The sequence below is a fragment of the Bryocella elongata genome (genome assembly GCF_900108185.1).
GTDB lineage: Bacteria > Acidobacteriota > Terriglobia > Terriglobales > Acidobacteriaceae > Granulicella > Granulicella elongata.
Genome location: NZ_FNVA01000011.1, coordinates 40,252 through 63,069, shown reverse-complemented (window position 1 = coordinate 63,069; position 22,818 = coordinate 40,252). Strand labels below are relative to the sequence as shown.

General features: G+C 56.3%; 15 protein-coding genes, 1 tRNA gene and 1 pseudogene. 12 read left to right on the top strand and 5 right to left on the bottom strand.

The window, feature by feature from the left end:
* Nucleotides 1–120: 120 nt before the first annotated feature.
* The 6 genes and pseudogenes from C4S68_RS22620 to C4S68_RS22595 all read left to right on the top strand — a co-directional run.
* Nucleotides 121–273: pseudogene (locus tag C4S68_RS22620) on the top strand (DUF1738 domain-containing protein); the annotation flags it as partial.
* Nucleotides 270–683: a DUF6908 domain-containing protein gene (locus C4S68_RS22615; RefSeq protein ID WP_103935395.1), complete on the top strand. Its 414-nt coding sequence runs from the start codon at nucleotides 270–272 to the stop codon at nucleotides 681–683. The pseudogene C4S68_RS22620 and the gene C4S68_RS22615, both read left to right, overlap by 4 nt.
* Nucleotides 684–769: 86 nt before the next feature.
* A complete protein-coding gene (locus C4S68_RS22610; RefSeq protein ID WP_103935394.1) occupies nucleotides 770–2,356 on the top strand; it encodes a ParB/RepB/Spo0J family partition protein in 1,587 nt (528 codons plus the stop codon).
* 250 nt (nucleotides 2,357–2,606) lie between these two features.
* Entirely contained in the window at nucleotides 2,607–5,519 is a 2,913-nt protein-coding gene (locus C4S68_RS22605; RefSeq protein WP_235011808.1) for a TonB-dependent receptor, read from the top strand.
* Between the two features lie 77 nt (nucleotides 5,520–5,596).
* Nucleotides 5,597–5,941 (top strand): PadR family transcriptional regulator, encoded by a 345-nt coding sequence (locus tag C4S68_RS22600; protein WP_103935392.1) that lies wholly within the window; start codon nucleotides 5,597–5,599, stop codon nucleotides 5,939–5,941.
* Nucleotides 5,942–5,951: 10 nt separating this feature from the next.
* Nucleotides 5,952–8,630, top strand: coding sequence for an ABC transporter permease (locus C4S68_RS22595; RefSeq protein ID WP_103935391.1), 2,679 nt, complete (start codon nucleotides 5,952–5,954; stop codon nucleotides 8,628–8,630).
* Nucleotides 8,631–9,024: 394 nt separating this feature from the next.
* Here the strand turns inward: C4S68_RS22595 and C4S68_RS22590 are convergent, their stop codons facing one another.
* From C4S68_RS22590 to C4S68_RS22575, 4 genes are all read right to left on the bottom strand, one after another.
* Nucleotides 9,025–9,795 carry a LytR/AlgR family response regulator transcription factor gene (locus C4S68_RS22590; protein ID WP_103935390.1) on the bottom strand — a complete coding sequence of 257 codons (771 nt, stop codon included), beginning with the start codon at nucleotides 9,793–9,795 and terminating at the stop codon, nucleotides 9,025–9,027.
* Nucleotides 9,786–10,904 carry a sensor histidine kinase gene (locus C4S68_RS22585; protein ID WP_103935389.1) on the bottom strand — a complete coding sequence of 373 codons (1,119 nt, stop codon included), beginning with the start codon at nucleotides 10,902–10,904 and terminating at the stop codon, nucleotides 9,786–9,788. The genes C4S68_RS22590 and C4S68_RS22585 overlap by 10 nt, the downstream gene beginning before the upstream one ends.
* A 58-nt stretch (nucleotides 10,905–10,962) precedes the next feature.
* Complete coding sequence (locus C4S68_RS22580) at nucleotides 10,963–13,659, bottom strand: TonB-dependent receptor (RefSeq protein ID WP_235011809.1); 2,697 nt, start codon at nucleotides 13,657–13,659, stop codon at nucleotides 10,963–10,965.
* A 604-nt stretch (nucleotides 13,660–14,263) separates the two neighbouring features.
* Nucleotides 14,264–15,217: a LysR family transcriptional regulator gene (locus C4S68_RS22575; RefSeq protein WP_103935388.1), complete on the bottom strand. Its 954-nt coding sequence runs from the start codon at nucleotides 15,215–15,217 to the stop codon at nucleotides 14,264–14,266.
* 372 nt (nucleotides 15,218–15,589) lie between these two features.
* Between C4S68_RS22575 and C4S68_RS24065 the strand changes: the two genes are divergently transcribed.
* Both C4S68_RS24065 and C4S68_RS22565 read left to right on the top strand, forming a co-directional pair.
* The gene (locus C4S68_RS24065) at nucleotides 15,590–15,823 is read left to right on the top strand and encodes a helix-turn-helix domain-containing protein (RefSeq protein ID WP_200821622.1); all 234 of its coding nucleotides are present in this window, start codon (nucleotides 15,590–15,592) and stop codon (nucleotides 15,821–15,823) included.
* 203 nt (nucleotides 15,824–16,026) lie between these two features.
* Nucleotides 16,027–17,103, top strand: coding sequence for a tyrosine-type recombinase/integrase (locus C4S68_RS22565; protein WP_160115292.1), 1,077 nt, complete (start codon nucleotides 16,027–16,029; stop codon nucleotides 17,101–17,103).
* An 89-nt stretch (nucleotides 17,104–17,192) separates the two neighbouring features.
* Here C4S68_RS22565 and C4S68_RS22560 read toward each other — a convergent pair.
* Nucleotides 17,193–17,269 (bottom strand) — tRNA-Asp (locus C4S68_RS22560).
* A 469-nt stretch (nucleotides 17,270–17,738) separates the two neighbouring features.
* Between C4S68_RS22560 and C4S68_RS22555 the strand changes: the two genes are divergently transcribed.
* The 4 genes from C4S68_RS22555 (at nucleotide 17,739) to C4S68_RS22540 (ending at nucleotide 22,769) form a co-directional block, all read left to right on the top strand.
* Nucleotides 17,739–19,316: a ribulokinase gene (locus C4S68_RS22555; protein ID WP_103935386.1), complete on the top strand. Its 1,578-nt coding sequence runs from the start codon at nucleotides 17,739–17,741 to the stop codon at nucleotides 19,314–19,316.
* A gap of 34 nt (nucleotides 19,317–19,350) precedes the next feature.
* Complete coding sequence (araA, locus tag C4S68_RS22550; protein WP_235011807.1) at nucleotides 19,351–20,832, top strand: L-arabinose isomerase; 1,482 nt, start codon at nucleotides 19,351–19,353, stop codon at nucleotides 20,830–20,832.
* 80 nt (nucleotides 20,833–20,912) lie between these two features.
* Nucleotides 20,913–21,635 (top strand): L-ribulose-5-phosphate 4-epimerase AraD, encoded by a 723-nt coding sequence (gene araD / locus C4S68_RS22545; protein ID WP_103935384.1) that lies wholly within the window; start codon nucleotides 20,913–20,915, stop codon nucleotides 21,633–21,635.
* A gap of 90 nt (nucleotides 21,636–21,725) precedes the next feature.
* Nucleotides 21,726–22,769, top strand: a complete 1,044-nt coding sequence (locus C4S68_RS22540; protein WP_235011806.1) for a LacI family DNA-binding transcriptional regulator — start codon at nucleotides 21,726–21,728, stop codon at nucleotides 22,767–22,769.
* Nucleotides 22,770–22,818 lie beyond the last annotated feature (49 nt).

Here is a 22,818-nt window from a genome sequence, read left to right as displayed (position 1 = left end):
CTAGCCCAGCTTATGTGACGTTGGGCAACGCCAATCCCCAGCGTTCATAAGACCTCAGCGGCTGAACGTCACATAACTGCGAAGACAACATAATCTGCCTTATGTTGTGCTCAACATAAAGCCGATTACATCCAGCTTTACCACGGCAACGCCTCGCTGTTGGCTGAATCGCTGGAAGTCATTCAGCAGACCGCCAGTGTGATTCTTGCTGCATTGGAGCCGCCCATCGCGGAGGAAGCCGCTACCGATGAACTCGCGGAGGTGGCGGCATGAAAACCATCCTCGCCATCTTGCAGAAGGCCGGAGGCTGGCGTCCCAGCCTCTACCTCAAGATTCCCAATCCGCCCTACATGGAGCTTGTCATCGAAGCGGTGGACGAGTCCGGCCCATTAGGATTGCCTGCACTCTCCGTCTGTCACTACGGCGAACAGAATGGCGACGCCATGCGCGACCCCGAGATGTGCTTCGAGCTTGGCTTTGCTGGAGGTGCACACCTAGACCCATATCTGTGGCGAAACGACTATGTGGCCGTCGAACAGGTCTCCCGCGCCATCATCCGCGATCACTACATCGCGCTTCTGGAGTTGCACAAGCAGCACGAGAAGTTCGCTGGCATGTGGGACAACAACCTGCGATTGCAGGGATTCCTTGAAGCCTTCACCAATAGCTGCATCCTCGGCTAGTCCGCTCCCGTTGGAGCGGAACCATGCCCGACGTGTGCCGCTCTGTGACCCTTCACCCTTGAACCGCTCGAAAGGAGCACACCCTCATGGAAACCCAAGTCATCAATGCCACCGAATACCGCAACGTCTCTCTCGCTTTGCTGAATGAGTCCAAAACCAACCCGCGCCGTACCTTCGAGGAAACCGCGTTGAAGGAACTGGCCGCGTCCATTCGCACCCAGGGCGTCCTCTCGCCTTTGCTAGTGCGGCCTCTGACCGAGAATGGCTTCGAGATCATCGCGGGAGCACGGCGTTACCGCGCCGCGCAGCTTGCGGAGCAGTCCACTGTTCCTGTCCGCATCGTCAACCTCTCCGATGCGGCAGCGTTAGAGGCTCAATTAGTGGAGAACCTTATCAGGTCTGAAATTCACCCGATGGAGGAGGCGCAAGGGTTCCGCGCTTTGCTCGCCCTCGAAGACCCCAAGTACAGCATCGAGCAGATCGCGGCGAAGGTGGGCAAATCGCCCGTCTTCGTAGCTTCGAGGCTGAAATTGACCGACCTTGTACCCGCTGCCGTCGAAGCGTTCTATGCCGATGAGATTGGCGTAGGCCATGCGCTGCTGCTGGCAAAACTGCCCGCAGACCAGCAAGTAGCCGCGCTCTCGGCGTGCTTCAAAGAGGTCTACAACGGCGGATCGAAACCCGCCCGTATCCTGTTGCCTGTCCGTAACCTGCAATTCTGGATCGACAGCAATATCCTCTTGGTTCTGAAAGACGCGCCGTTCAACAAGCGGGATGCGCAGCTTGTTCCCGTCGCTGGCAGTTGCGCTGACTGCCCCAAGCGGACAGGCCATAACAAGCTGCTATTTGGCGATGACCTTGGAAAGCAAGGCGACCGATGCACCGACCCCAACTGCTACGCTGCCAAAGTCTCAGCGCACGTCGCGCAGACCGTCTCTGCGAAACCAGAGTTGGTACAGATCAGCACAGCCTATGGCGCACAGAAAGATGGGAGCCCGGTATTGCCCCGCAACAGATACATCGCCATTCGGGACGACAAACCCAAGTCGAAAGACGATGCGAAGCGGCCCGAATTCAAGGTGTGCAAGTTCACCACTGAGGCCATCATCACCGAAGGCAGCGACGTTGGCACCATCCATAAGGTATGTGCCAATTCCACTTGTCCCGTCCATCATCCGAAGCAGACAACCAGCCGCAACGATGAGAAGTGGAGGGCCGAGCAGGACAAGCAGCGCAAGGAACAGGCCATCGCCAACACGACCGGCCTCCGCGTCCTCGCCGCTGTGAGCGCCGCCGTCCCCATTCGCCTCTTGAAGCGTGACCTGCTCTTCATTCTCGAAAAGCTGGTAAGCGTCATGGATGAGAACCGTCTGGAGATGCTGGCACGGCAGCATGGCATCCGCCAGAAGCGCGACGACGGAGGCTTGGCAAAGACGTTTGCCGCATTCCTTCGCCGCGCCGATGAAGGTACGCTCTCCCGGCTTCTGGTCGAGTCGAGCATCCTACTGGCGGCCTCACGCGGTAATCCTTCCTCCGTGCTCAAGGACGCTGCCAGCGCCTACAAGGTGGACACCGACGCCATCGCCGCCAAGGTAAAGCAGGAGTTCACCGCCAAAGAAAAGGCAAAGAATACACCACAACCAGCAAAAAAGATCGCAACGAAAGCAGCCTAGACGATTCGATTCCTTCGAGGGCGGCCCGAACGTGCCGCCCTTATTTGTGCGCCAAAACGGCGGCAAGGGGAACACATGCTGTTTTCCCCCTGCACCCTCATTCGCTCTGCACCGGCCTCCGCTCGCCGGCTGCGCGGCAGAAGACGTTCCCCCTTCTGCACTTTCCCCTCCCGAAGCAGAGATCACCACGCATAAGCTATGTTTGACATACTATTTTGAAACAAGTATGTTCGGTTTGATAGGAGGACCCATGATTCAGCGACCTTGCCAAGTGTTCAAGACTTCTCGTTCCGTTCGTTCGGTTCCGTTCGCCCCGCTCCAGCGGGTATTACTCGCTCCCCGTACGCTAACGAAGATTTGGGAAAGATTCGAGCGCCTCGCCCGATTCGCTGTTCTGGTCCTAGGCTCGATGACTCTGTCCTTTTCCGTTGTGACGATGGCACACGCTCAGACAACGAGTTGCTCATTGCTATCCGGGGTTGTGCATGACTCCACGAACGCGGTGATCCCTGGAACATCCATACAACTTGACTCGCTTGACCCAATCTTCGCGGATTCGCTGGGGCATTTCCGCCTTGCATGCGTATCCCCCGGTGGGCATATCCTGCGCATATCGTTTGCCGGATTTTCTCCACTCAGCGTCAATATCAAGGCCCCACATTCCATCGAGCTCTCGATCACTCTGAAGCCAGAAGTGGTGCAAACCGATGTCAATGTCAGCGACGCTGAGGACACCCCTGCTGCGCAGAACTCAGCTACCAGTACTGGCCCTAGTCAGTCTCTTTCAGGCAATCGGCTTCAGACTCTCGCAGACGATCCTGATGATCTGCTTCGAGAGCTACAGCAAATGTCCGCCGCTGCGGGCGGGAATCCAGCCAATGCAGTTCTTTCCATCGACGGTTTTCAGAGCGGAGACAACAACACCACCGTCCCTCCGAAATCTTCCATCGGCTACATAAAGGTCAACTCCGATCTGTTTTCCTCGGAATACCGCAATCCACCGTTCCATGGTGGACAAATCGAGGTGTACACCAAGCCTGGACAAAAGGCATTTCACGGAGCCTTGTTCGCTACCAATTCCAGCGCCTGGATGAACGCTCGTGATCCCTTTTCAGTCAGCCGCGCCGCCATCGGGAAACAGCGTTATGGATTTGAGCTGACCGGTCCAATTCGGAAGGATGGCTCCGACTTCCTTCTCAATCTTGAACATCGTTCCATCGACAACTTTGCAACGGTGAACGCAATCGGTATCGATGCAGCGGGGACACAGACCTCTATCCGGCAAAACGTTCCTTCTCCGCAGCGCCTTTGGATAGGAATGGCCAAAGTGGATTGGCAACTCGGCCCAAAGAACACCTTCATGGCTAGTTTCGGTGCTTGGCACAAGCATCAGGAGAATGTGGGAGCGGGTGGAACCTCGCTTGCAGAAGCCGCTTATGACAGTGAGGCGTATGACCATAATGTGCACCTCACAGATATAACAACGATCTCATCGAAGATCATGCACGAAGCTCGCCTAGGCATTGAGTTCGATGGGACAGACCAAACCCCGAACTCCAGCGCACCACAGCTCCAAGTATCGGGCGCCTTCACATCAGGCGGAAACACTAGTGGAGCGAAGCGTGACCACGAGATCGACGTTGAATACAACGATGATGCAATCCTTAGCTTCTCAAAACATCTGATCAAGTTTGGTTCACAGTTTGAATTTCTTCGCGAGCGGTTCCGCTACTTCAACAACTTCAACGGAACGTGGACCTTCGGAGGCGGAAGTGCTCCAGTGCTCGACGCCAGCCATAATCCAACGACTCAGGTTCAAACGATCACCGGCGTCGAACAATACGTTCGTGCGCTCAATGGATGGGCAGGTGGCGCTGCCACCCAATACTCCAATGCTACTGGAAACCCCACGATCAATCTGACGCAGTACCGTGAAGCTCTGTTTTTTCAGGATGACTGGAATATCCTGCCGAATTTGCATTTTGCATGGGGCCTTCGCTACTACACCCAAAACAAGCCGATGGTACATAACAATTTCAATCCCCGTTTCGGTCTGGCATGGTCGCCGGGCACGAGCTCAACTTGGACATTGCACGGGCATGCCGGACTTTACTCCGGACGCTTCGGTGCTCACAACTACGCTCAAATTCTTGATATGGACGGCAGGGAGCGCATCACTAGTCTTGTTTACACACCTTCCTGTCCCGGCAGTTTTGACCCCAACAGGTGCAATGCTTTTTCTAGCGCTACACCGGTGACCTCCAATCGAACTATTCAACCCCACATGCCGAACCTGTTCTACGGTGTCGAGAATGTGGGTTTCAGTCACACCATTGCTAAGCACTGGTCTATTTCTGCTGACTACTTCATTACGCAGATGTGGCATTACACACGCACCGAAAACATCAACTCCCCTATAGGGGATCAACCCCTGGGCCCGCGCCCGCTTGCTCCCCACCAGAATATTTTGCAGTGGCAAGCGTCCGGCCGAGGTTACGGAAATGTCCTTTATATGGGATTCAGCAACCAGTCCCTCAAACGAATTCCGTTTTCCTTTGGGGCGGTCCGCGCGAACATCGTCGATAACACCAACGATGATCCAAACTTCAGTCCGCAGATGACCGGTTCCAATGTTGGTGAATATGCACGCCGAATTGGCAATCCATTGTGGAATGTCTTCGGAAGCACTTCGGCAAAGTTGCCTTTAGGGATGCAGCTCAGCGCGAACTTCAATGCCCAGGGTCAACAGGTGTACAACGTCACAACGGGCTTCGACAACAACGGTGACGGGAATTTCAATGATCGGCCGTTCTATGCGCAGTCTGCAGCCGTCTGCTCGTCGGCCATGGTCACCAACTGTGCCTACACCACACCATGGGGACTTCTTTCCCCCAGTGGCAGTGGCGCAACGCTCCCACGCAACGCGGGCATCGTGCCCTGGACCTTCTATCTCGACGGAAATTTACAGCGAACGTTTCAGCTCACTCATGACCCCAAGGGAGTTCATCCTCAAGCGTTAATTGTGAATGTGCGCAGTTCTAACGCCTTGAACCACCTCAACGTGACCAGTGTGGGAGGCATTCTTGGCACTCCGCTTTTCGGTAAGGCTTATGCAGGCGACAATGGCCGCCGCTTAGAGGTCGGGCTGCGATATGCATTTTGAGGGACGACGCGGCCACCCCATGTTTGACATACTATTTCGCGCAGAGTATTTTCAAATCACGATGTCTTGAGGAGTTCATGAAGAAGAAGTCTGAATATCGCGACCTTTTTCCCGGAGCGCTCGAATTGATGATCCTCCAGACCCTAAGCCGAAAGCCCATGCATGGCTATGCACTCGCTCAGAAGATTAAAGAAGTCTCTGACGACCTCCTCCAGATCGAAGAAGGTTCCCTCTACCCAGCCCTGCAGCGGATGCTGAAGGCCGGGTGGCTTGAATCCAAGATGGGCACTTCGGCACAGAATCGACCGGTGCGCATCTTCCACGTGACTCAAGCCGGGAGCGACCATTTGAAAGAGGAAATCACGAGCGTGAAGAAGATGTTTGCCGGAATCGCACGCGTTCTTCCATTGGCAACTTCGTAGGAGACAAGAGATGCCGGGCCTGATGTTTTCTCGTCGCCGTCGCTACGAAGAGATTGCTGAGTCGATCCGTGAGCACCTCGACGAAAAAATAGCCGACCTGATAGAGCATGGTATGACGTTGGAAGATGCGCAGCGTACTGCTCATCTTGAGTTCGGCGACATCACCGTGATCGAGCAACGAAGTCGTGAGGTCTGGCAGTGGCCAGTGCTCGACTCGCTCCGGATAGAAACTGAAGATGCGTTGCATCGAATGTTGCACGCTCCCCGGTTCACGGTGATCGCTCTACTCATTCTCGGTGTGGCAATCGGCGCAAACACCATGATCTTCAGTCTTCTTAATGGTGTGCTCTTCAAGCCACTGGCGTACCCTCACTCCGAACGCCTGCTCGCGGTGAATCATCAATCGCAACAAGCAGGCTTCAAGAATATGGGGATTTCGCCCTCTCTCTATTTCATCTATCGTGAGCAAAACACAACGCTGACAGACATCGGCGCATATGATCATGACGAACTCGATGTGACTGGCTCGACAATCCCGGAACGTGTTCGGGTGCTCGATGTTACCGATGGAACACTTCCGCTCTTAGGTGTCTCGCCTTTCCAAGGGCGTCTCTTTACTCAAAAAGACGATTCGCCGAATTCAGCTCAAACCGTCCTGCTCACCTATCCTTACTGGCAAAAACGGTTCGGAGGAACATCGTCAGTCATAGGGAGATCGATCACGGTCGGAGGGGTGTCCCGAGAGATCATAGCGGTTCTCCCTCAAGACTTTCATTTTCTCGATCAACAAGACCCGTCGCTAATTCTTCCGATGAGATGGGATCGAAGCACCACAACCCTCGGGAATTTCAACGCGAACGCGATCGCAATGTTGAAACCAGGAGTGAGCCTCCAGCAGGCCACAACGAATCTTGCGGGCCTCCTCCCAGTTGCCCTCAAGACGTTCTCGACGCCGGCAGGCATTAGCGATGATTTCTATCGCTCGCTACATCTCGCGCCTAACCTACTGCCCCTCAAGACGCAGGTTTTGGGTAACGTACAGAGTTCTCTTTGGCTCCTGTTGGTTGCTGCTGTACTGGTGCTTTTCGTCGCATGTGCGAATGTGGCAAACCTCCTCATCGCTCAGATCGAAGTGCGGTGTGATGAATTCGCTCTCCGTTATGTTATCGGAGGTACACGGAAAGACTTTTCCGCCACCATTCTTGTAGAAAGCGCGTTGATCGGCATTGCTGGTAGCATCATCGGACTTCTGCTCGCATATGGAGCATTGCACATCATCGTCAGGTTCGAAGGTGCGGACATCCCGCGCATTCGAGACATTGCCATCACGCCTCTGGTTTGGTTCTTCAATGCAACGGTGGCGTTAGTGACCTGCCTCTTAATCGCCTGCGCTCCCATCCTTCAAAGTACCGGCCTGCATCTTGAAGGCCTTCTCCAAGAACATAGAGATGTTGAAAGACAGAGTCGAAAGGGTTGGATAGCAGCGAGAGTGTTGGTGACCTTGCAGGTCGCACTGTCGGTAGTTCTGCTGGTCTGCTCGGGGCTGATGTTTCGGTCCGTTCGGGCAATGCTGCGCGTCTCCCCGGGTTTCACTCAACCCGAAAACATTCAGACCTTTGGTTTTTACATTCCCGAATCCCAGATTCCTGATACTTCTCCAGATCTAGTCATCCACAAAGACCAGAAACTATTGGAAACGCTAGCTGCGATTCCCGGTGTATCCGCGGTGGGCCTTGGCCGTTCTGTACCAATGGACAAAAACAGCTATCAGAACCCTGTTTACGTCCAGAAACACCTCGAAGAGAAGGGAGAAGTTCCGCCCTCCAGACCATTCAACTTCGTTGCACCAGGATTCTTCTCGGCACTTGGCACCCGGCTAATCGCCGGTCACGACTTTACTTGGGGTGACATCTACAGCAGAAAGCCGGTTGTTATCGTGTCGAAAGCTTTTGCCAGTCAGTACTGGCCTCGGGCTGAGAACGCGCTAGGGCAAAAGATCCGCGTGACAAGCACTGATACATGGCGGGAGATCATAGGGGTGTCAGACGATGTGCGTTATGACGGCGTGAAAGATCCCGCGCCAGCCATTGTCTACTGGCCCCTAGTGATGGACAACTTCGCCGGGCAAGAGCACAAGTTGCAACGTGCAACCGTTTTTGCGGTGCGCAGCCGGACAGCCAGGACGCAAGCTTTCTTGGAAGATATCCAGCAACAGGTAGGAAATGTGATGCCTAATATTCCCTTAGCGAATGTCGAAACGCTAGGAGAGCTTTACACGAAGTCAATGGCACGAACGACGTTCACGCTTGTGATGCTCTGCGTCTTCGCGGGAATGGCTCTCGCACTTGGAACTTTGGGCATCTTCAGTGTCATTGCTTATTCGATTGCCCAGCGTCCCCGCAGACTCCCTCCATCAGCTGGCTCAGTTGCCCGGCGACCATCTGTCTTAGAAATGTCTATCCGGCAAGGGATGTCGCTCACTCTGCCAGGAATCGCCATAGGATTGGCAATTGCTTTCGTTGCAATGCGCTTCATGCCCGTATCTCTTTTCGGAGTCAGTGCCCATGATCCGGTCACTTACGTTACGACAGCATGGGCGGTCGCTGTAGCGGCGCTATTGGGCTGCTATCTGCCAGCACGTCGAGTGGCGTCCAGTGAGTCTTTGGAACGTGCTTCCAACCAGGTCTAGTGATAACGCTTCTACGGCTACCCATGCGATTCGTCGCTAGTCGATGCCAGCTAGGGGCAACGCAGATTCGTTGCAAACCTACCGCCCAAAGTCGAATCGCCTCGATACCTGCGGTAGACCCAACGGCAAGTGAGAGCAGACCATAAGCGGGGATTCCGGATGCCAGAACCTATTCAGGCAAAACTTGCGGAGCACGATCAAACTGAAACCCGTTGGGAACACGCGCATCAATGTCAGGTATGCGGACACATAATTCGGATCGACGATATTGATGCCAAGGTTATCGCAATGGGAATTGTTACTTGCCAGAAGTGCGATGCCTCCGGACCTGTAAACGTAAAGATCGTAGACGAGCGTCAAGTCTCAACATTGCCTCATTCTTTTACGACACGAGCTAACGTCCGAGGTCTATGAGACGTTGACGCCCCTGCCTGCTCATCTTCAGAACACTGCCCGATTTCAAAACCAGCGAGGAATCGCTGCGTCCTTCCCGGTAGACTTCCCGAATGCGCTCCACGTTAACGATTGAGGAACGATGGACCCGCACGAAGGTTGTCGGATCGAGTTTGTTGTTCAAGTCTGTAATGCTCTCGCGAAGCATATAGTGCTTCCCGTTCACGTGGAGACGACTGTAGTAGGCGTCCGCCTCAACCCAATCGATGTCCGAGACCGGAAGAAGAATCTCCCTTTCTCCATCGCGAACCAAGAACCGCACAGCATAGGTCTTTGGCGCTTCATTCTGTGCACGCACACTGTGGATCAATGAATTCAGTTGTTCTTGCGTCAACTGTGTGGTCTGGGATTCGAGCTTCTCTCGAACCCGTCGTAACGCTCTCCCAAGGCGCTCAGGAACGATCGGCTTCGTCAGGTAGTCAATTGCTTGGACATCAAAAGCACGTACCGCATGTTCCTGAAAAGCCGTCACGAAGATGGTTGACGGGAGGTTCTCCACTCCGACTTCTTCGACAACGTCGAACCCATCTATCTCCGGCATTTGCACGTCCAGGAAGAGGAGGTTGATGGAACTGTCCTGCAGAGCATCTATCGCTTCATCGCCGTTCGCACATTCGCCGACGATGGTTACATCTGCGTGACCTTGAAGCATGGAGCGCAGCAGCTCCCTGGCAAGGGGTTCGTCATCGACAAGAAGGGCCTTTAGCTGCATACAGGAGCCTCCTCGAATGGGATTTGGATCGTCACCTGGTAACCGCCGCCGGATGGCGATTCAATCTCGAATTGATGCGTATGTGGATAGAAAAAAGCGAGACGTTCCTTAACGTTGCTTATCCCGATCCCGTGTCCTTGTGAGCGGGAGGAGGCGACGCCGCTACCGTTATCGCGCACTCTCATCCACAGCTTATCTCCAAGCTTTTCCGCACGTGTTTCAATTCTGCCTCCGGACTTCCTCGATTCGATGCCATGACGTACTGCATTTTCAACCAAAGGCTGAAGCAGAAAAGATGGCACGAGACCCTTCCGCGCTTCCGACGTGGTTTGAATATCAATTTCGATTCGGTCGGCATACCGTACCTTCTGAATCGCAAGGTAGCTTTCAATCAGTTGCAACTCCTCCGTGAACGGTACTTTCTCCGGACTTCTTCGCTGGAGTGTTGTTCGCAGAATGGCATTGAGGTGTGCCAGCGTCTGCATTGCCTCGTCGTTCTTACCTTGCGAAACGAGACTTGTGATCGCATTCAAAGTGTTGAAAAGGAAATGTGGTTCCATCTGCATCTGCAATGCTTTGAGTTGCGCTTCGGAGAGTTGTCGTTCCACTTCCAGCTTTTGAACGGCTGCATGTTGTGCTTGCATCCGGGAGTAGAGAAACGCGCAGATGCCATAAATGAAGCCATAGATGATGATCTCGACACCAAAGTGCTCTGGATCTTCCACTCGATGCGTCATGTAATGACTGCCCCAGGCCGGCCACAGGGAGGAACATAATCCAACGGTGTATTGAATCAACAACAAATGAGCACCTGCTAGAGCGCATGAAACACCGGCGTGCGCCGCAATCGTCCGTGCTGAAGGCTTCAATACAACCGACCATCGCATTGCGAAGTTCCAGAGCAACATCAGGACCACATTCCACCAAAGCCAGATGACGCATCCATAGAGAAGGGACGGCCCGAAGGAAGCGTGGAAGCCATGCAATTGAAGGTTCTGATGGCACTCTCTCGCGGTCTCAAATGACAGGATTCCAGTGACGAATGCGATTACGGCTAACGCCGCTCCGGGCCTAACTGGAAGAAGTCTCACATCATTCGTTTCGCTCATGGGTAAGCCTTTCTCTGGGCTACAGTAAAATTCTAGTCTTTGGCAGCTGCAGTTGCATTCAAAACTCAAACCGCGTTCCCAGTTCCAATCGCCGAGCAGGCCCGGCAGCGATAGGTTGACCGACCGCTCCAGAAGAGAGAACCGTGTTTACGGTAGTTACGTTCGTGTGATTGAGAACATTGGAACTGCGAACGTTGAAACTGAGTGTCTTCAAATGATCTTTGTCTTTAGGATTTAGGACGAACGTGCGCCGTAGATTCGGATCGAGATTGATCACACCGGGCATCGTGCCGACGTTATATGGCACCGTTCCATTAACCGTGTTTGTGGTCATAAGTCCATAAGGACTGTTATAGACACTTGGACCAGGCGCGGAGGCAGAGGAAGGCCGGTCATTGAAATTCCCATCGCCATTTGCATCGGTCCCTGTCGTGATGTTGTATGGCAGGCCCGGCAGCGCCGAAAATTGCGTGCCTAGCTCAAGTTTGTACGGAAGTTGAAGTACACCCAGCACGGAGACTCCTCCCTTTCTCATCCAATCTGGACGTCCCGAGTCTCCTTGTGCGCTGTACGTCGATTGTGGCGTTTGGGGGTTTTCCTTGAAGTCTAGGTACCAAAAAGTAGCGTTCACGCTGAAACGCTTAGAGCTGTTCTGCTTTGCTGTGGCGGCATACACCGCTCCCCGACTGTGACCGTAGTTCTGGTATTGCAGGATGTTCTCGTTCGGAGCCACTGGGCGAGGCGCCAGAAGTGCCGAAGTCGGATCAGGAATCATCCCGACGCTGCTCGCGACCTCGGGAGAATTGATATTGACGATGCGAGAGGATCTCCAATCGCCCCCAAAGCTGTAGGACAACTGCCCAGTCCAATGATGTGGGAATTCACGCGTAACCGTGGCGGCGAATTGAAGGTCTGGACTTTGGCTGATTCCTGGCGAGAACTGATTTCTGGTGCTCACCTGAATTGAGCCGGCAATAGGAACAAGCGGAGCGCCGTAGTTGGGAGAATAGACCATAGTTTGTAGCTGCCTTCTTCCATTTAGTCGTTCCACCTCGATCAGATTCGCAGGCGTGTCCCAGATTGTGAAGAGTCCGGCCTGAGCGCCGATGGTCCATTTCGCCCTCTTGTCCGGGGACCATAGCAGCCCAAACCGTGGCCGGAAATTAAAGTAGCTGCTCGGATGAACCTCCAATTGATAACGGAGACCGAACGTGAGTGACAAACGGGGCAAAACCTTCATGACATCCTGCCCATAGAGGCTCACCTGAGATTGGGTGACCGGGACAACCGGATTTCCTGCTGTGAGCCCGTAGGTGGTCGGAGTGCCGCCCGGCAGATCTAGTAGCGCACGCCGGTATTGTTCAATACCGTCAATATTTGTCGTTTGACCTGTGGAATTACCGTTGGAGTTAAGAGCCGGGGCGCTCCCGCCGCCGAAGACATAGGCTCCATTGAAAGTGTTCGGGTCGTAGGAATGGACAAAGCTCGTAATCGACTGAAGACCGAAGTTGATCTGATGCTTGCCGCGTGTCGCAATAACATCGTCGTCAACTTCAAGATCGCGTTCGCGGTTGTTTAGGTTCTGGCTTGTCGTCCCGCCTCCCGTGAAGTACCCGGCCACCTGAAGATTGGGTGCATTCGAATTCGGATTTTGCCGCGTGCGTTTCCATGAGAATCCAACTCGGGTCTCCTGCACCGTATTCGTGCCGAGCGTTAGCGTGTTGAGAAGTCGCAAGTCGTACTCGCTTACGTTGCTGGAATAGCCGGCTTCCTGCAACACGAGTCCCCCTACACCCTCATTGCCCTGATCGTTGACATTTGCCGACCAGGAGAGCGTCGTGATGTCGTTCTGGTTCAACTGCGAATCGAGACGTGCTGATCCAATCCAGAGTCTCTGTGGAGCACTCACTGTCTGGTTCAGTGGTGTCAGCCTGTAGCTGGAATCCAGAGTCCTAGCGTTGACGATATTGAATTCATCAATCTCGCGCCGTTCCGCTGCAATGGCAAAGTCGAGTCGTTTTGGCCGGATCGGACCGGTAAGTTCGAAGCCGTAACGTCGTCGGCCTGCGGGTGTAGATGTCGTAGAGAAGGGGTTTGTCGCATTAAAGGCGCTGTTGCTATCGGTCAAGGACAGAGCGCCATGGAACTTGTCCGCCCCCGGCTTCGTCGTAATCTCAATGCGGCTTCGATGCCATTGAAACTCAGGTGAAAAGGAATCGGGATTGACGCGTATTGAAGCAATTGAACTCTTCGGTGGCATCACATTGGAGTTCTGGAAACCATCCACCAGGACGGAGGTTGCCATTGGATCGCCCCCGCCACTCGACGCAAGCATTTGTAACTCTCGCAGCAGATCATCAGGATCGTCGGGGAGTTGCTGAATCTGTTTGGCATTCAGGATGGTAGTACCAGCCCTATCTTCGATCGCTGTATCTCCATTTACCTGAACATCCTGCTGCACGGAGGCAACGGCCAGTTGGATAGTGAGATGGACTGTGCTCCCAAGCTGGCCATGAGCGCGAGCATTTCCATTCGAGAATCCATCAGCCTGTGCAGTTATGACGACCGAAGCTCCTGCAACGCACGGAAACCCATATCGTCCGTCTGAATCCGAGATCGCTTTCTCTCCTCCAACTGTCTGTATCTGCGCTCCTGGGATTACAGCTCCCGTGGGGTCGGTAACCACACCGTCAATGCGGATTCCGTTACTACACGTCTGTTGTGCTCGTATCGGAAGCGATAGCAGCAGAATCATCAATGAAGCTAGAGTAGCGGGATGTGTGGGCATGGACATTGTGGCTCCTGACGTCACAATCCCAGACAACGTAGGGCTGGCGCACAAACTTGCAACGAACACCACAGATCCCCATACCAGCGGTGCAATTTGCGGGTCGAAATGGCACGTGCTGGATGCAGCTCAGAGCGCCTTTATGTAGTCAGCCTCTAAGGCGGCCTAAGGAGTGCTCTCCTTGAGCCGAGCCTGACTTTGATACGTACTCCCGAGTTGGTGTGCCATTCGTTCGCTGATTTGCAACGTTCATACATCCCGAGAGCATGTTCGTTGCAAACTTTCGCGGACCTGCCTAGAAGCGATGACACTCGTTACGGGTAGGGTTCACGCTGATGCACAGGCGAGAGGACGGTAGAGCAGGAGCTAACAAGCCATGGGAACTCAGGCTATTGAGCCGCGTTGGGAGCACGCACACGAATGCAAAGTATGTGGGCACGTTGTAAGGATCGATGACATTGATGCCAATGTCATCACTTCAGGAATTGTTAGCTGTCAGAGATGCGATGCTTCCGGCCCTGTAAATGTGAAGATCGTGGAGGTTGAACAAATTTCGGATTCGACGCAGCGACTAGCTGGAAAGAGGCAGTGACATCTGGTTGTCCAATCGAATATGCTTCAGCCTTCGCATGAAGGTTCGAAATAAGTCGCTGATCGCCGGAGAGGGATTGTCGGCCCGCGAGATCAACCGAGTTTTCATCCTCAGGCGAGCGTCTTCGAGCGGCCTCATGGTGAGTCCATCCCGGGCAATTCTTAAAGCCCCCGACTTCGGCGCAATGACAACTCCCCCAGGCTCAAGAAGCAGTGGTAGGCACTCTTCCGGCACCATGAAGTGCTGCAGGGCAGATGGAATGACGTGGCCCTCATGCGCTAGCTTCTGGATCAGGTCATAGAGCGGAGGATGAAGGTTGCGCTGGAACAGGAGCCACCGCTTGTGCGAGAGATGATTCAAGTCAAGAGCGGGAAGTTGCGCCAACTGATCTTCCCTGGACATGACAACGTAGAAGGGCGACTCTTCGATTTCGAACTCGGCCAATTGGCCTGACTGCGGCGGCTCGATCACCACGGCGATATCAAGATCACCATTGAGTACGTCCTGGGTGAGATCGCATGAAAATCCACTGGAGAGCTGTAAGTGCAGTCTGGGAAACATCGGTAATCGGATCGCCCGAAGCATCGAGGTAAAGTAGGGATCGACATAAGGCGAGCGCCCCACATTGAGAATCAGTTCTGCCTCTTGTTGAGCGGCCCTCGCCGCCTGCACCGCGCGTCCAGCGTGGAGAACGACGATCCGGGCTTCCTCAACATAAGCCTTCCCAGCTTCAGTGATAGAAACGGTATGGTGCGCCCGGATGAAGAGGAGAGCACCCAGGCTTTCCTCAAGTTCTTTGATGTACTTCGTGACAGCGGGCTGGCTGATATGGAGGCGCTTGGCTGCTCTGGAAAAGTTGAGCGTCTCTGCTACCGCAATGGCCGCTTCCATGTGTTTTAGATTGATCGGGCGTTTTACCTTGCTTCGGGCCATGCCTACCCCCACTTGACTCTCTGCCTGGGGAATCGAAGAGCCCGCAATGAGTAGTGGAAGGGCCCTTAGAGAATCGGAAACACAAAAACCATCTTTTGAAATTTTCTGGTGGGGATCGTATCCCTGTCAACAATTTGACGCATCCGCTTATATTTCCGTGGCCTACGAGATCTCGATGCTCAGAACGACTATTACGTTTTGGAATAGTCGACTGGCAAATTGTGATTGGACATTTGCGGGCGTCTGCGCCAATCGTAGTCAGCAAGCAGTATCCGAAGAATCAATAGCGGACTCACTTGGCAGAAGAACAAACCCACAAGTTGCCGCTTTGAGACTGTGTGACGCTGCTTCGGCTTCAGAGGAGGCACAGCGATGATGCACAGACTACCGGATCAGGAATTGGGGAGAAAGCCTGTTCGAAGTGAGCCGTTCGTTCCGGAGCCGTTACTGGATACCGACCAAGCGGCGGCAATCATGCGAATACATCCAAAAACCCTCCAGCGGTATGCGCGTCAAGGAATCGTCCGGGGTTTCCAACTCGGTTCGATGTGGCGTTTCCGGGCCAGTGACATCGACCGCTGGATCACAGAACAGCTCGCAAGCTGAGTTTCCACTAGACCTCTGCCCGGCGCAGCGATAGCCTTGAATCAAGCCACCCGTTGCGCCGGGGACCAGGAGTAGATATGCCAAGGCGCACACGGTATCAGCAAGGAAGCGTGCAGCGTAGCAAGCGGCAGAAGGGGCCTGATGTTTGGGTCTTCCGCTGGAGAGAGATTGGGCCGGACGGTACGAACTTACAGCGCAAAGCTGTGATCGGCACCACCATCACTCTCCCGTCGGAAGCAGCAGCCCTGAAAGCCGCCAACGCGTTGCGCATCGACGCCAACCAACAAACCCCGCGGGCGGTAAGCTGCCCGAGTACGATAGCCGAACTGATTTCGCACTACCGGTTGAAAGAGCTGACCGAGGACGAGCAGGGACGCAAAGCGCACTCGACACGAGCCGGCTACGAATGCTATCTGAACGGCTGGATTCTTCCACGGTGGGGCGACCACCGCTTGCAGCAGGTCAAGTCTGTTGCCGTGGAAGAGTGGTTAGGCAGCATTCAGCGGGCACGAGGAACAAAAGCGAAGATTCGGAACATCATGAGCGCTCTCTTCAGTCACGCGATGCGGTACGAGTGGACGGATAAGAATCCGATCAAGCTCGTGCGCCAGAGCGCGAAGCGAGAGCGGATTCCGGATGTACTCGAATTGCACGAACTTCAGGCTCTTCTGACAAAGCTCGCCGTGCGGGAGCGGACCTTGGTTCTGCTCGACGCGGCGACGGGCCTTCGGGTCAGTGAACTTCTCGCACTCAAGTGGGACGACATTGATTTCGAGAATCTGGAGATTCGCGTCACCGAGTCCATCTGGCATCAGGTGATGGGTGTCTGCAAAACAGAAGCGTCGGCCAGGCCGGTCCCGATGGACAGCTACATGGCCGAAGATCTTCTGCGTTGGAGAAAGACCTGCCTCTATCCGATGGAGTCCGATTGGGTCTTCGCCAGCCCGACCATGAAAGGCACACAGCCCTATTGGCCGGACAACCTCATGAAGCGGCATATCAAGCCAGCGGCTAAAGCGGCTGGCATCCACAAGAACATCGGTTGGCATACCTTCCGCCATTCCTTCGGCACACTGCTGAAGGCCAACGGGGAAGACGTGAAGACCGTCCAGGAGCTTTTGCGGCACGCCAACAGCAAGATCACGCTCGACGTTTACACGCAGGCCGTGAACTCGCACAAGCGGGCAGCACAGAGCAAGGTTGTTCAGATGATGGTGCCCGGCGTGGGCACAAACGTGGGCGCAAAGCAAAAACAGGTACGAACGGGCACAGAAGCGTAATCGTTGGGCGATTCGCTATTGTGACCTTATTGTGTCCTGATTTGCTTGTCACTTAGGTCCCATATATTCCGTAAGTCCTTTGGAATGTATGGCGGGGACGACGGGGCTCGAACCCGCGACCTCTGCCGTGACAGGGCAGCGCTCTAACCAACTGAGCTACGTCCCCAAGATTCTTTGCAGTCACTTGGATATGTGTCACGCAGAGCCAGACTTCCTGCAAACTTGCAGAATCGACTGCCTCTACCGTTGCCGGTAGCGATCGAGATGCTTTGATCGCTGAAAGCGTCACCCGAAGAGCAGTGCCGCCTGTTCCCGCAACAAGATCGAGTGTAACAGGTTTTGGGGCGAGGGCCAAAACCGAAATTCACAGGGATTGGAATGCCGCGCGTGGTGGATGCGCGGCAATTCTCGCTTCGATGGACGAGTGGCGGTTGGCCGGTGCGGCAATTGGTGAAGTGCCGTCGATGGAAAACTGCCAGCACGGCCGTGCAAGAAAAGGACAGGTCAGACCGCAGGCCGTAATGGTTGCGTGATCTTGACCTTGGCGACGGGGAAGGAGTAGTTTTCGTCCAGCGGGAAAACGTTTCCTCGGTTTGTGTCGAAGCGCATTTAAAAGTTCGGGAGAGTCCTGAAATATGGCGGTGGTGGCGGGAGTTGATTTCGGTACGTTGAGCGCTCGCGTGACGCTGCTGGACAGTGAGCGGGGCAGGCTGGGGACAGCTTCGGCGTCGTATGCGTTGCACCGTAACCGGGAAGAGCCGGACCTTGCGACGCAGGCGCATGCGGACCAGATGCGGGCGCTGGTGGAGGCTACGCGCGCGGTGCTGGTGGAGACGGGCATTGACGGCAGCAGGGTGGAAGCGATTGCGCTGGATACGACGGGCTCAAGCGTTGTGCCGGTGGACGCGGCGATGCAGCCGCTGGGCGAGTACTACCTGTGGTGCGACCACCGCGCGTCGCGCGAGGCGCAGGAGATTACGGCGCTCGCCCATGCCCAGGAGATCGAGGCGATCCAGTGGTGCGGTGGGGTGTACTCACATGAGTGGGGATGGGCGAAGTTGCTGCACTGGCTGCGGCATAACCCTGCGAAGCGGGCGCAGTTTGCGAGTGCGTTCGAGCACTGCGACATGGTCGCGGCGACGCTGGCGGGAGTGACGGACCCCAAGCTCGTGAAGCGGTCGGCGTGTGCGATGGGCCACAAGTGGATGTGGAACCCGAAGTGGGATGGATACCCGAGCCAGGCGTTTTTAAGCTCGGTGGATCCGCTGTTCGATGGTGTGCGCGAGAAGATGCAGGGCGAGGTACTGACGTCGGATCATGTGGCGGGGCATCTCTCCGCGGGGTGGGCAGAGAAGCTTGGGCTGCGTGCGGGGATTCCGATTCCGGTAGGTGCGTTCGATGCTCACTGGGATGCGATTGGTGCGGGCTGTCGCGAGGGCGATGTGGTGAACGTGGTGGGCACGTCGACGTGCATCATCGCGATGGGCAAGGACGTAAACCTGGTGCCAGGTGTGTGCGGCGTGGTTCCGGGCAGCGTGCATCCGGAGTACACGGGAGTGGAAGCCGGGCTGTCTGCGGTTGGCGACATCTTTGAGGCGATTGCGAAGCGTGCGGGGTCGGATGTTGCGACGTTGTCGCAAGGGCTGGAGAGCTATAAGGCTGCGCAGACGGGTCTGCTGCGATTGAGCTGGGATAACGGCGATCGCACGGTGCTGGTGAACAGCGACCTTACAGGCATCACGCTGGGATGGAACCTGCTGCACACGGCGCAGGATGAGCTGCACGCGGCGATTGAAGGCACGGCGCTGCATACGCGGATCATCTTCGAGCGCATGGCCGAGCATGGTGTGCCGATCGAGCGGGTGATCAATGCGGGCGGTATCCCGCAGAAGAACGATGTGCTGAACCAGATCTATGCGAACGTGCTGAACAAGCCGGTGCTGGTGCCAGCGACGACGCCGACGAGCGTGGGCGCGGGGATCTTTGCGCAACTGGCGGCGGGGATCGTGAGCACGATTGAGGAAGCGCAGGCGAAGATGTGTCCGGACTATCGCGTGTTCACGCCGCAGCCTGAGGCGGTGGCCGTATACGACCAGTTGTTTGCGCTGTACCGGCGGGTGTACTTCGGGTTTGGTCAGGAGGGCGCGACGGAGTCGATGTATGGCATTCTTCGCGACCTGCGGAAGATTGCGGTGCGGCCTCAGCGGGCATAGACGATTTCCAGAAACGATATTGAGGGGAAGACACGTGAGCACAGGGAAGACACTGGAACTTTGGTTTGTGACGGGCAGTCAGCATCTGTATGGTCCGGGGCCGCTGCAGCAGGTGGCGGAGAACGCGCAGAAGATTGCGGCGAGCCTCGATGGCGAGAGTGCGATTCCGGTGCGAGTGGTCGCGAAGCCGGTGATGGTGAACTCGGAGAGCATCGCGAAGATTGCGCATGAGGCGAACTCGAGCGATGTGTGCGCGGGCCTGGTGCTGTGGATGCACACGTTCTCGCCGGCGAAGATGTGGATTGCGGGCTTGCAGGCGCTACGCAAGCCGGTGCTGCATCTGCACACGCAGTTCAACCGCGAGTTGCCGTACGCGACGATCGATATGGATTTCATGAACCTGAACCAGGCGGCGCATGGCGATCGCGAGTTTGGCTTCATGATGGCGCGGATGCGGCTGGCGCGTAAGGTCGTCGTTGGTTTCTGGGGTGATACCGAGACGGTTGCTGAGATTGGCGCGTGGTCACGCGCGGCGCTGGGCTGGCATGAGTCGCAGCATCTCAAGGTGGCACGCTTCGGCGACAATATGCGCAACGTAGCGGTTACCGAGGGCGACAAGGTCGAAGCACAGCGCGTGTTTGGGTACACGGTGTCGGGGTATGGCATCGGCGATCTGACGGATCGCATGGCGCAGTTCACCGACGCCGAAGTTGCGAAGCTGGTGCAGGAGTACCGCGACACGTACACGATTGCGATGGAGCATGATCGCGCGGACTCTCTGGCGGATGCGGCGCGCATCGAGCTGGGCATGCGCGCGTTTCTCTTCGAGGGCGGCTTTGGAGCGTACACGGATACGTTCGAAGACCTGCATGGTATGGCGCAGCTGCCGGGCATCGCGAGCCAGCGGCTGATGGCGGATGGCTTTGGCTTTGGCGGCGAAGGCGACTGGAAGACTGCGGCGCTGGTGCGGATCATGAAGGTGATGGCGCAGGGCTTATCGGGCGGCACGTCCTTCATGGAGGATTACACGTACGACTTTGCGGGCGAGCCGAAGGTGCTGGGATCGCACATGCTGGAGATCTGTCCTTCGATCGCGAAGGCCAAGCCCACGGTTGAGGTGCATCCGCTGGGCATTGGTGGCAAGGCCGACCCGGTGCGGCTGGTATTCACCGCGCCTGCTGGGCCTGCAGTGGTGGCAACGATCGTCGATATGGGCAACCGCTTCCGCATGATCGTGAATGACGTGAAGGTCGTCGATCCGGAGCATGATTTTCCGAAGCTGCCGGTGGCTCGCGTGATGTGGGTTCCGCAGCCGAGTCTGCGCGTAGCGGCGGCGGGCTGGATCTATGCAGGCGGAGCGCACCATACGGGCTTCTCACAGTCGCTGACGATGGAGCACATGGCCGACTTCGCGGAGATCGCGGGCATTGAGCTGGTGCGGCTGGATGCGGATACGAAGCTGCATCAGCTACGGCAGGAGCTGGTGTGGAGCGATGCGGCGTACAAGCTGCGGTAGGGCGGCGGGTCGGCGGGGCAGCGAGTTAGCTGGTTAGCTGGTTAGCCGGTTCGCGTTAGCGGGGCGTAGGAGGGATCGAGATGTTGCTGAAGAAGTTGCGCGAAGAGGTGTTGGAGGCGAACCTGGAGCTGGTGAAGCGCGGGCTGGTGCTCTATACGTTCGGCAATGCGTCGGGCGTGGATCGGGAGCAGGGGCTGGTGGTGATCAAGCCTTCGGGCGTGGATTACGAGAAGTTGAAGCCGGAGCACATGGTGGTGACGGACCTCGAGGGCAAGATCGTCGAAGGGGACTATCGCCCATCGTCGGATCTGGATACGCACACGTTGCTGTATCGCGAGTTTGCGCAGATCGGTGCGGTGGTACATACGCATTCGGAGTTTGCGACGAGCTTTGCGCAGACGGGGCGTGCGATTCCGGCGCTGGGCACGACGCATGCGGACTACTTCTATGGTCCGGTGCCAGTGACGAGGCCGCTGAGCGATGCGGCGATTGGCGGACGCTATGTGCATGAGACGGGTGTGGCCATTGTGGAGCGGTTCAAGGGCGTGGATGGTGTCGAGCCGATTGATCCGCTTGCTGTGCCTGCGTGCCTCGTGGCCGGGCATGCGCCGTTTGTTTGGGGTGCGGACGCGCATGATGCAGCGCACAATGCGGTGGTGCTGGAGGCGGTGGCGCGGATGGCATTTCGGACCCTACTGCTGGAGGCCAATCCGCAGGTGGTGACGCAGGCGCTGCTCGATCGGCACTACTTCCGCAAGCATGGAGCGAACGCGACGTATGGGCAGACGAAGGAAGTCTGCTGAGGTCTTTTCGACGATGCGGCCGCTGCGCGTTGTGCGTGGCGGCCTTTGCCTTTGGTGGTAGTTTGGTTGGAAACGAAGCGAGGTCGGTAGGTGAAGCAGGGAAGCAAGCGCAAGAGCGCTGGACGCGAAGGCCGCCTGGATATACGCAGTGTTGCTGCGCATGCCGGCGTCTCTGTTTCTACGGTGTCACGGGTCGTGAACCGCAATCCACGTGTGGATGAGGAGCTTGCGGAGCGGGTGCGCGCTTCGATTCGCGAGCTTGGCTATATCCCAAGCCGGGTGGCGCGGTCGCTGGTGTCAGGGCGCAGCAGCACGTTTGGCGTCATCATCTCGGACATCACGAACCCGTTCTTCCCGGAGCTGATCCAGGGCTTCGAGGATGCGGCTGTCGAAGCGGGATACGAGACGCTGATTGGCTCGACGAACTATGACCTGGCGAAGATGGAAGCTTGTGTGGACCGCATGCTGGAACGCAAGGTCGATGGTGTTGCGGTGATGACGTTCGGCATTGAAGGTCCGCTGCTGGACAGGCTTGCGGAGCGCGGCATACCGATGGTGTTCATCGACAAGGCTCCGGCGACGCAGAAGTCGCTGGCGATCTCCATCAACTATGCGCAGGGGATTGCGGCGGCGGTGGCGCATGTTGCCGAGCTGGGACACAAGCGCATTGCGTTCGTGTCGGGACCGGCGGGATTGCATTCAGCGACAGCGAGGCGGAAGGCTTTCCAGGCAGCGATGAAGAAGGCTGGGCTGCCGGTGGAGCCGGAGTACATCGTGCCGGGCGACCACATGCTGGAGCGCGGTATGGAGGCGGCAGAGCAGCTGTTGAAGCTGTGTGTGCCGCCGACGGCGATCCTCTGCTCGAACGATCTTTCGGCGATTGGAGCGATGCACGCTGTGTCAGCCGCGGGGTTGAGCGTGCCGAAGGATATCTCCGTGGTGGGCTTTGACGATGTGCGCTTCAGCGAGTTCCTGATACCGCCGCTGACGACGGTGCGGATGTCTCGCACGGACATCGCGAGGGCCGCGGTGCAGCTGTTGCAGCAGCTGGTGGCAGGCGGCGAGCACCAGCCGCTTGCGGCGATTCCTACGAGCCTGATCGTGCGGCAGAGTACGGCGTGGGTGAAGCGCTAGGCTCTGGAGAATGGTGAGTCGTTGAGAGGAAATGCGCGAGTCAGTCTTG

Excerpts from the sequence above, each read along its gene's own strand:
- C4S68_RS22615 (WP_103935395.1), top strand. The coding sequence starts at position 270 with ATGAAAACCATCCTCGCCATCTTGCAGAAGGCCGGAGGCTGGCGTCCC.
- C4S68_RS22610 (WP_103935394.1), top strand. The coding sequence starts at position 770 with ATGGAAACCCAAGTCATCAATGCCACCGAATACCGCAACGTCTCTCTC.
- C4S68_RS22605 (WP_235011808.1), top strand. The coding sequence starts at position 2,607 with ATGATTCAGCGACCTTGCCAAGTGTTCAAGACTTCTCGTTCCGTTCGT.
- C4S68_RS22600 (WP_103935392.1), top strand. The coding sequence starts at position 5,597 with ATGAAGAAGAAGTCTGAATATCGCGACCTTTTTCCCGGAGCGCTCGAA.
- C4S68_RS22595 (WP_103935391.1), top strand. The coding sequence starts at position 5,952 with ATGCCGGGCCTGATGTTTTCTCGTCGCCGTCGCTACGAAGAGATTGCT.
- C4S68_RS22590 (WP_103935390.1), bottom strand. The coding sequence starts at position 9,795 with ATGCAGCTAAAGGCCCTTCTTGTCGATGACGAACCCCTTGCCAGGGAG.
- C4S68_RS22585 (WP_103935389.1), bottom strand. The coding sequence starts at position 10,904 with ATGAGCGAAACGAATGATGTGAGACTTCTTCCAGTTAGGCCCGGAGCG.
- C4S68_RS22580 (WP_235011809.1), bottom strand. The coding sequence starts at position 13,659 with ATGATTCTGCTGCTATCGCTTCCGATACGAGCACAACAGACGTGTAGT.
- C4S68_RS22575 (WP_103935388.1), bottom strand. The coding sequence starts at position 15,217 with ATGGCCCGAAGCAAGGTAAAACGCCCGATCAATCTAAAACACATGGAA.
- C4S68_RS24065 (WP_200821622.1), top strand. The coding sequence starts at position 15,590 with ATGATGCACAGACTACCGGATCAGGAATTGGGGAGAAAGCCTGTTCGA.
- C4S68_RS22555 (WP_103935386.1), top strand. The coding sequence starts at position 17,739 with ATGGCGGTGGTGGCGGGAGTTGATTTCGGTACGTTGAGCGCTCGCGTG.
- araD (WP_103935384.1), top strand. The coding sequence starts at position 20,913 with ATGTTGCTGAAGAAGTTGCGCGAAGAGGTGTTGGAGGCGAACCTGGAG.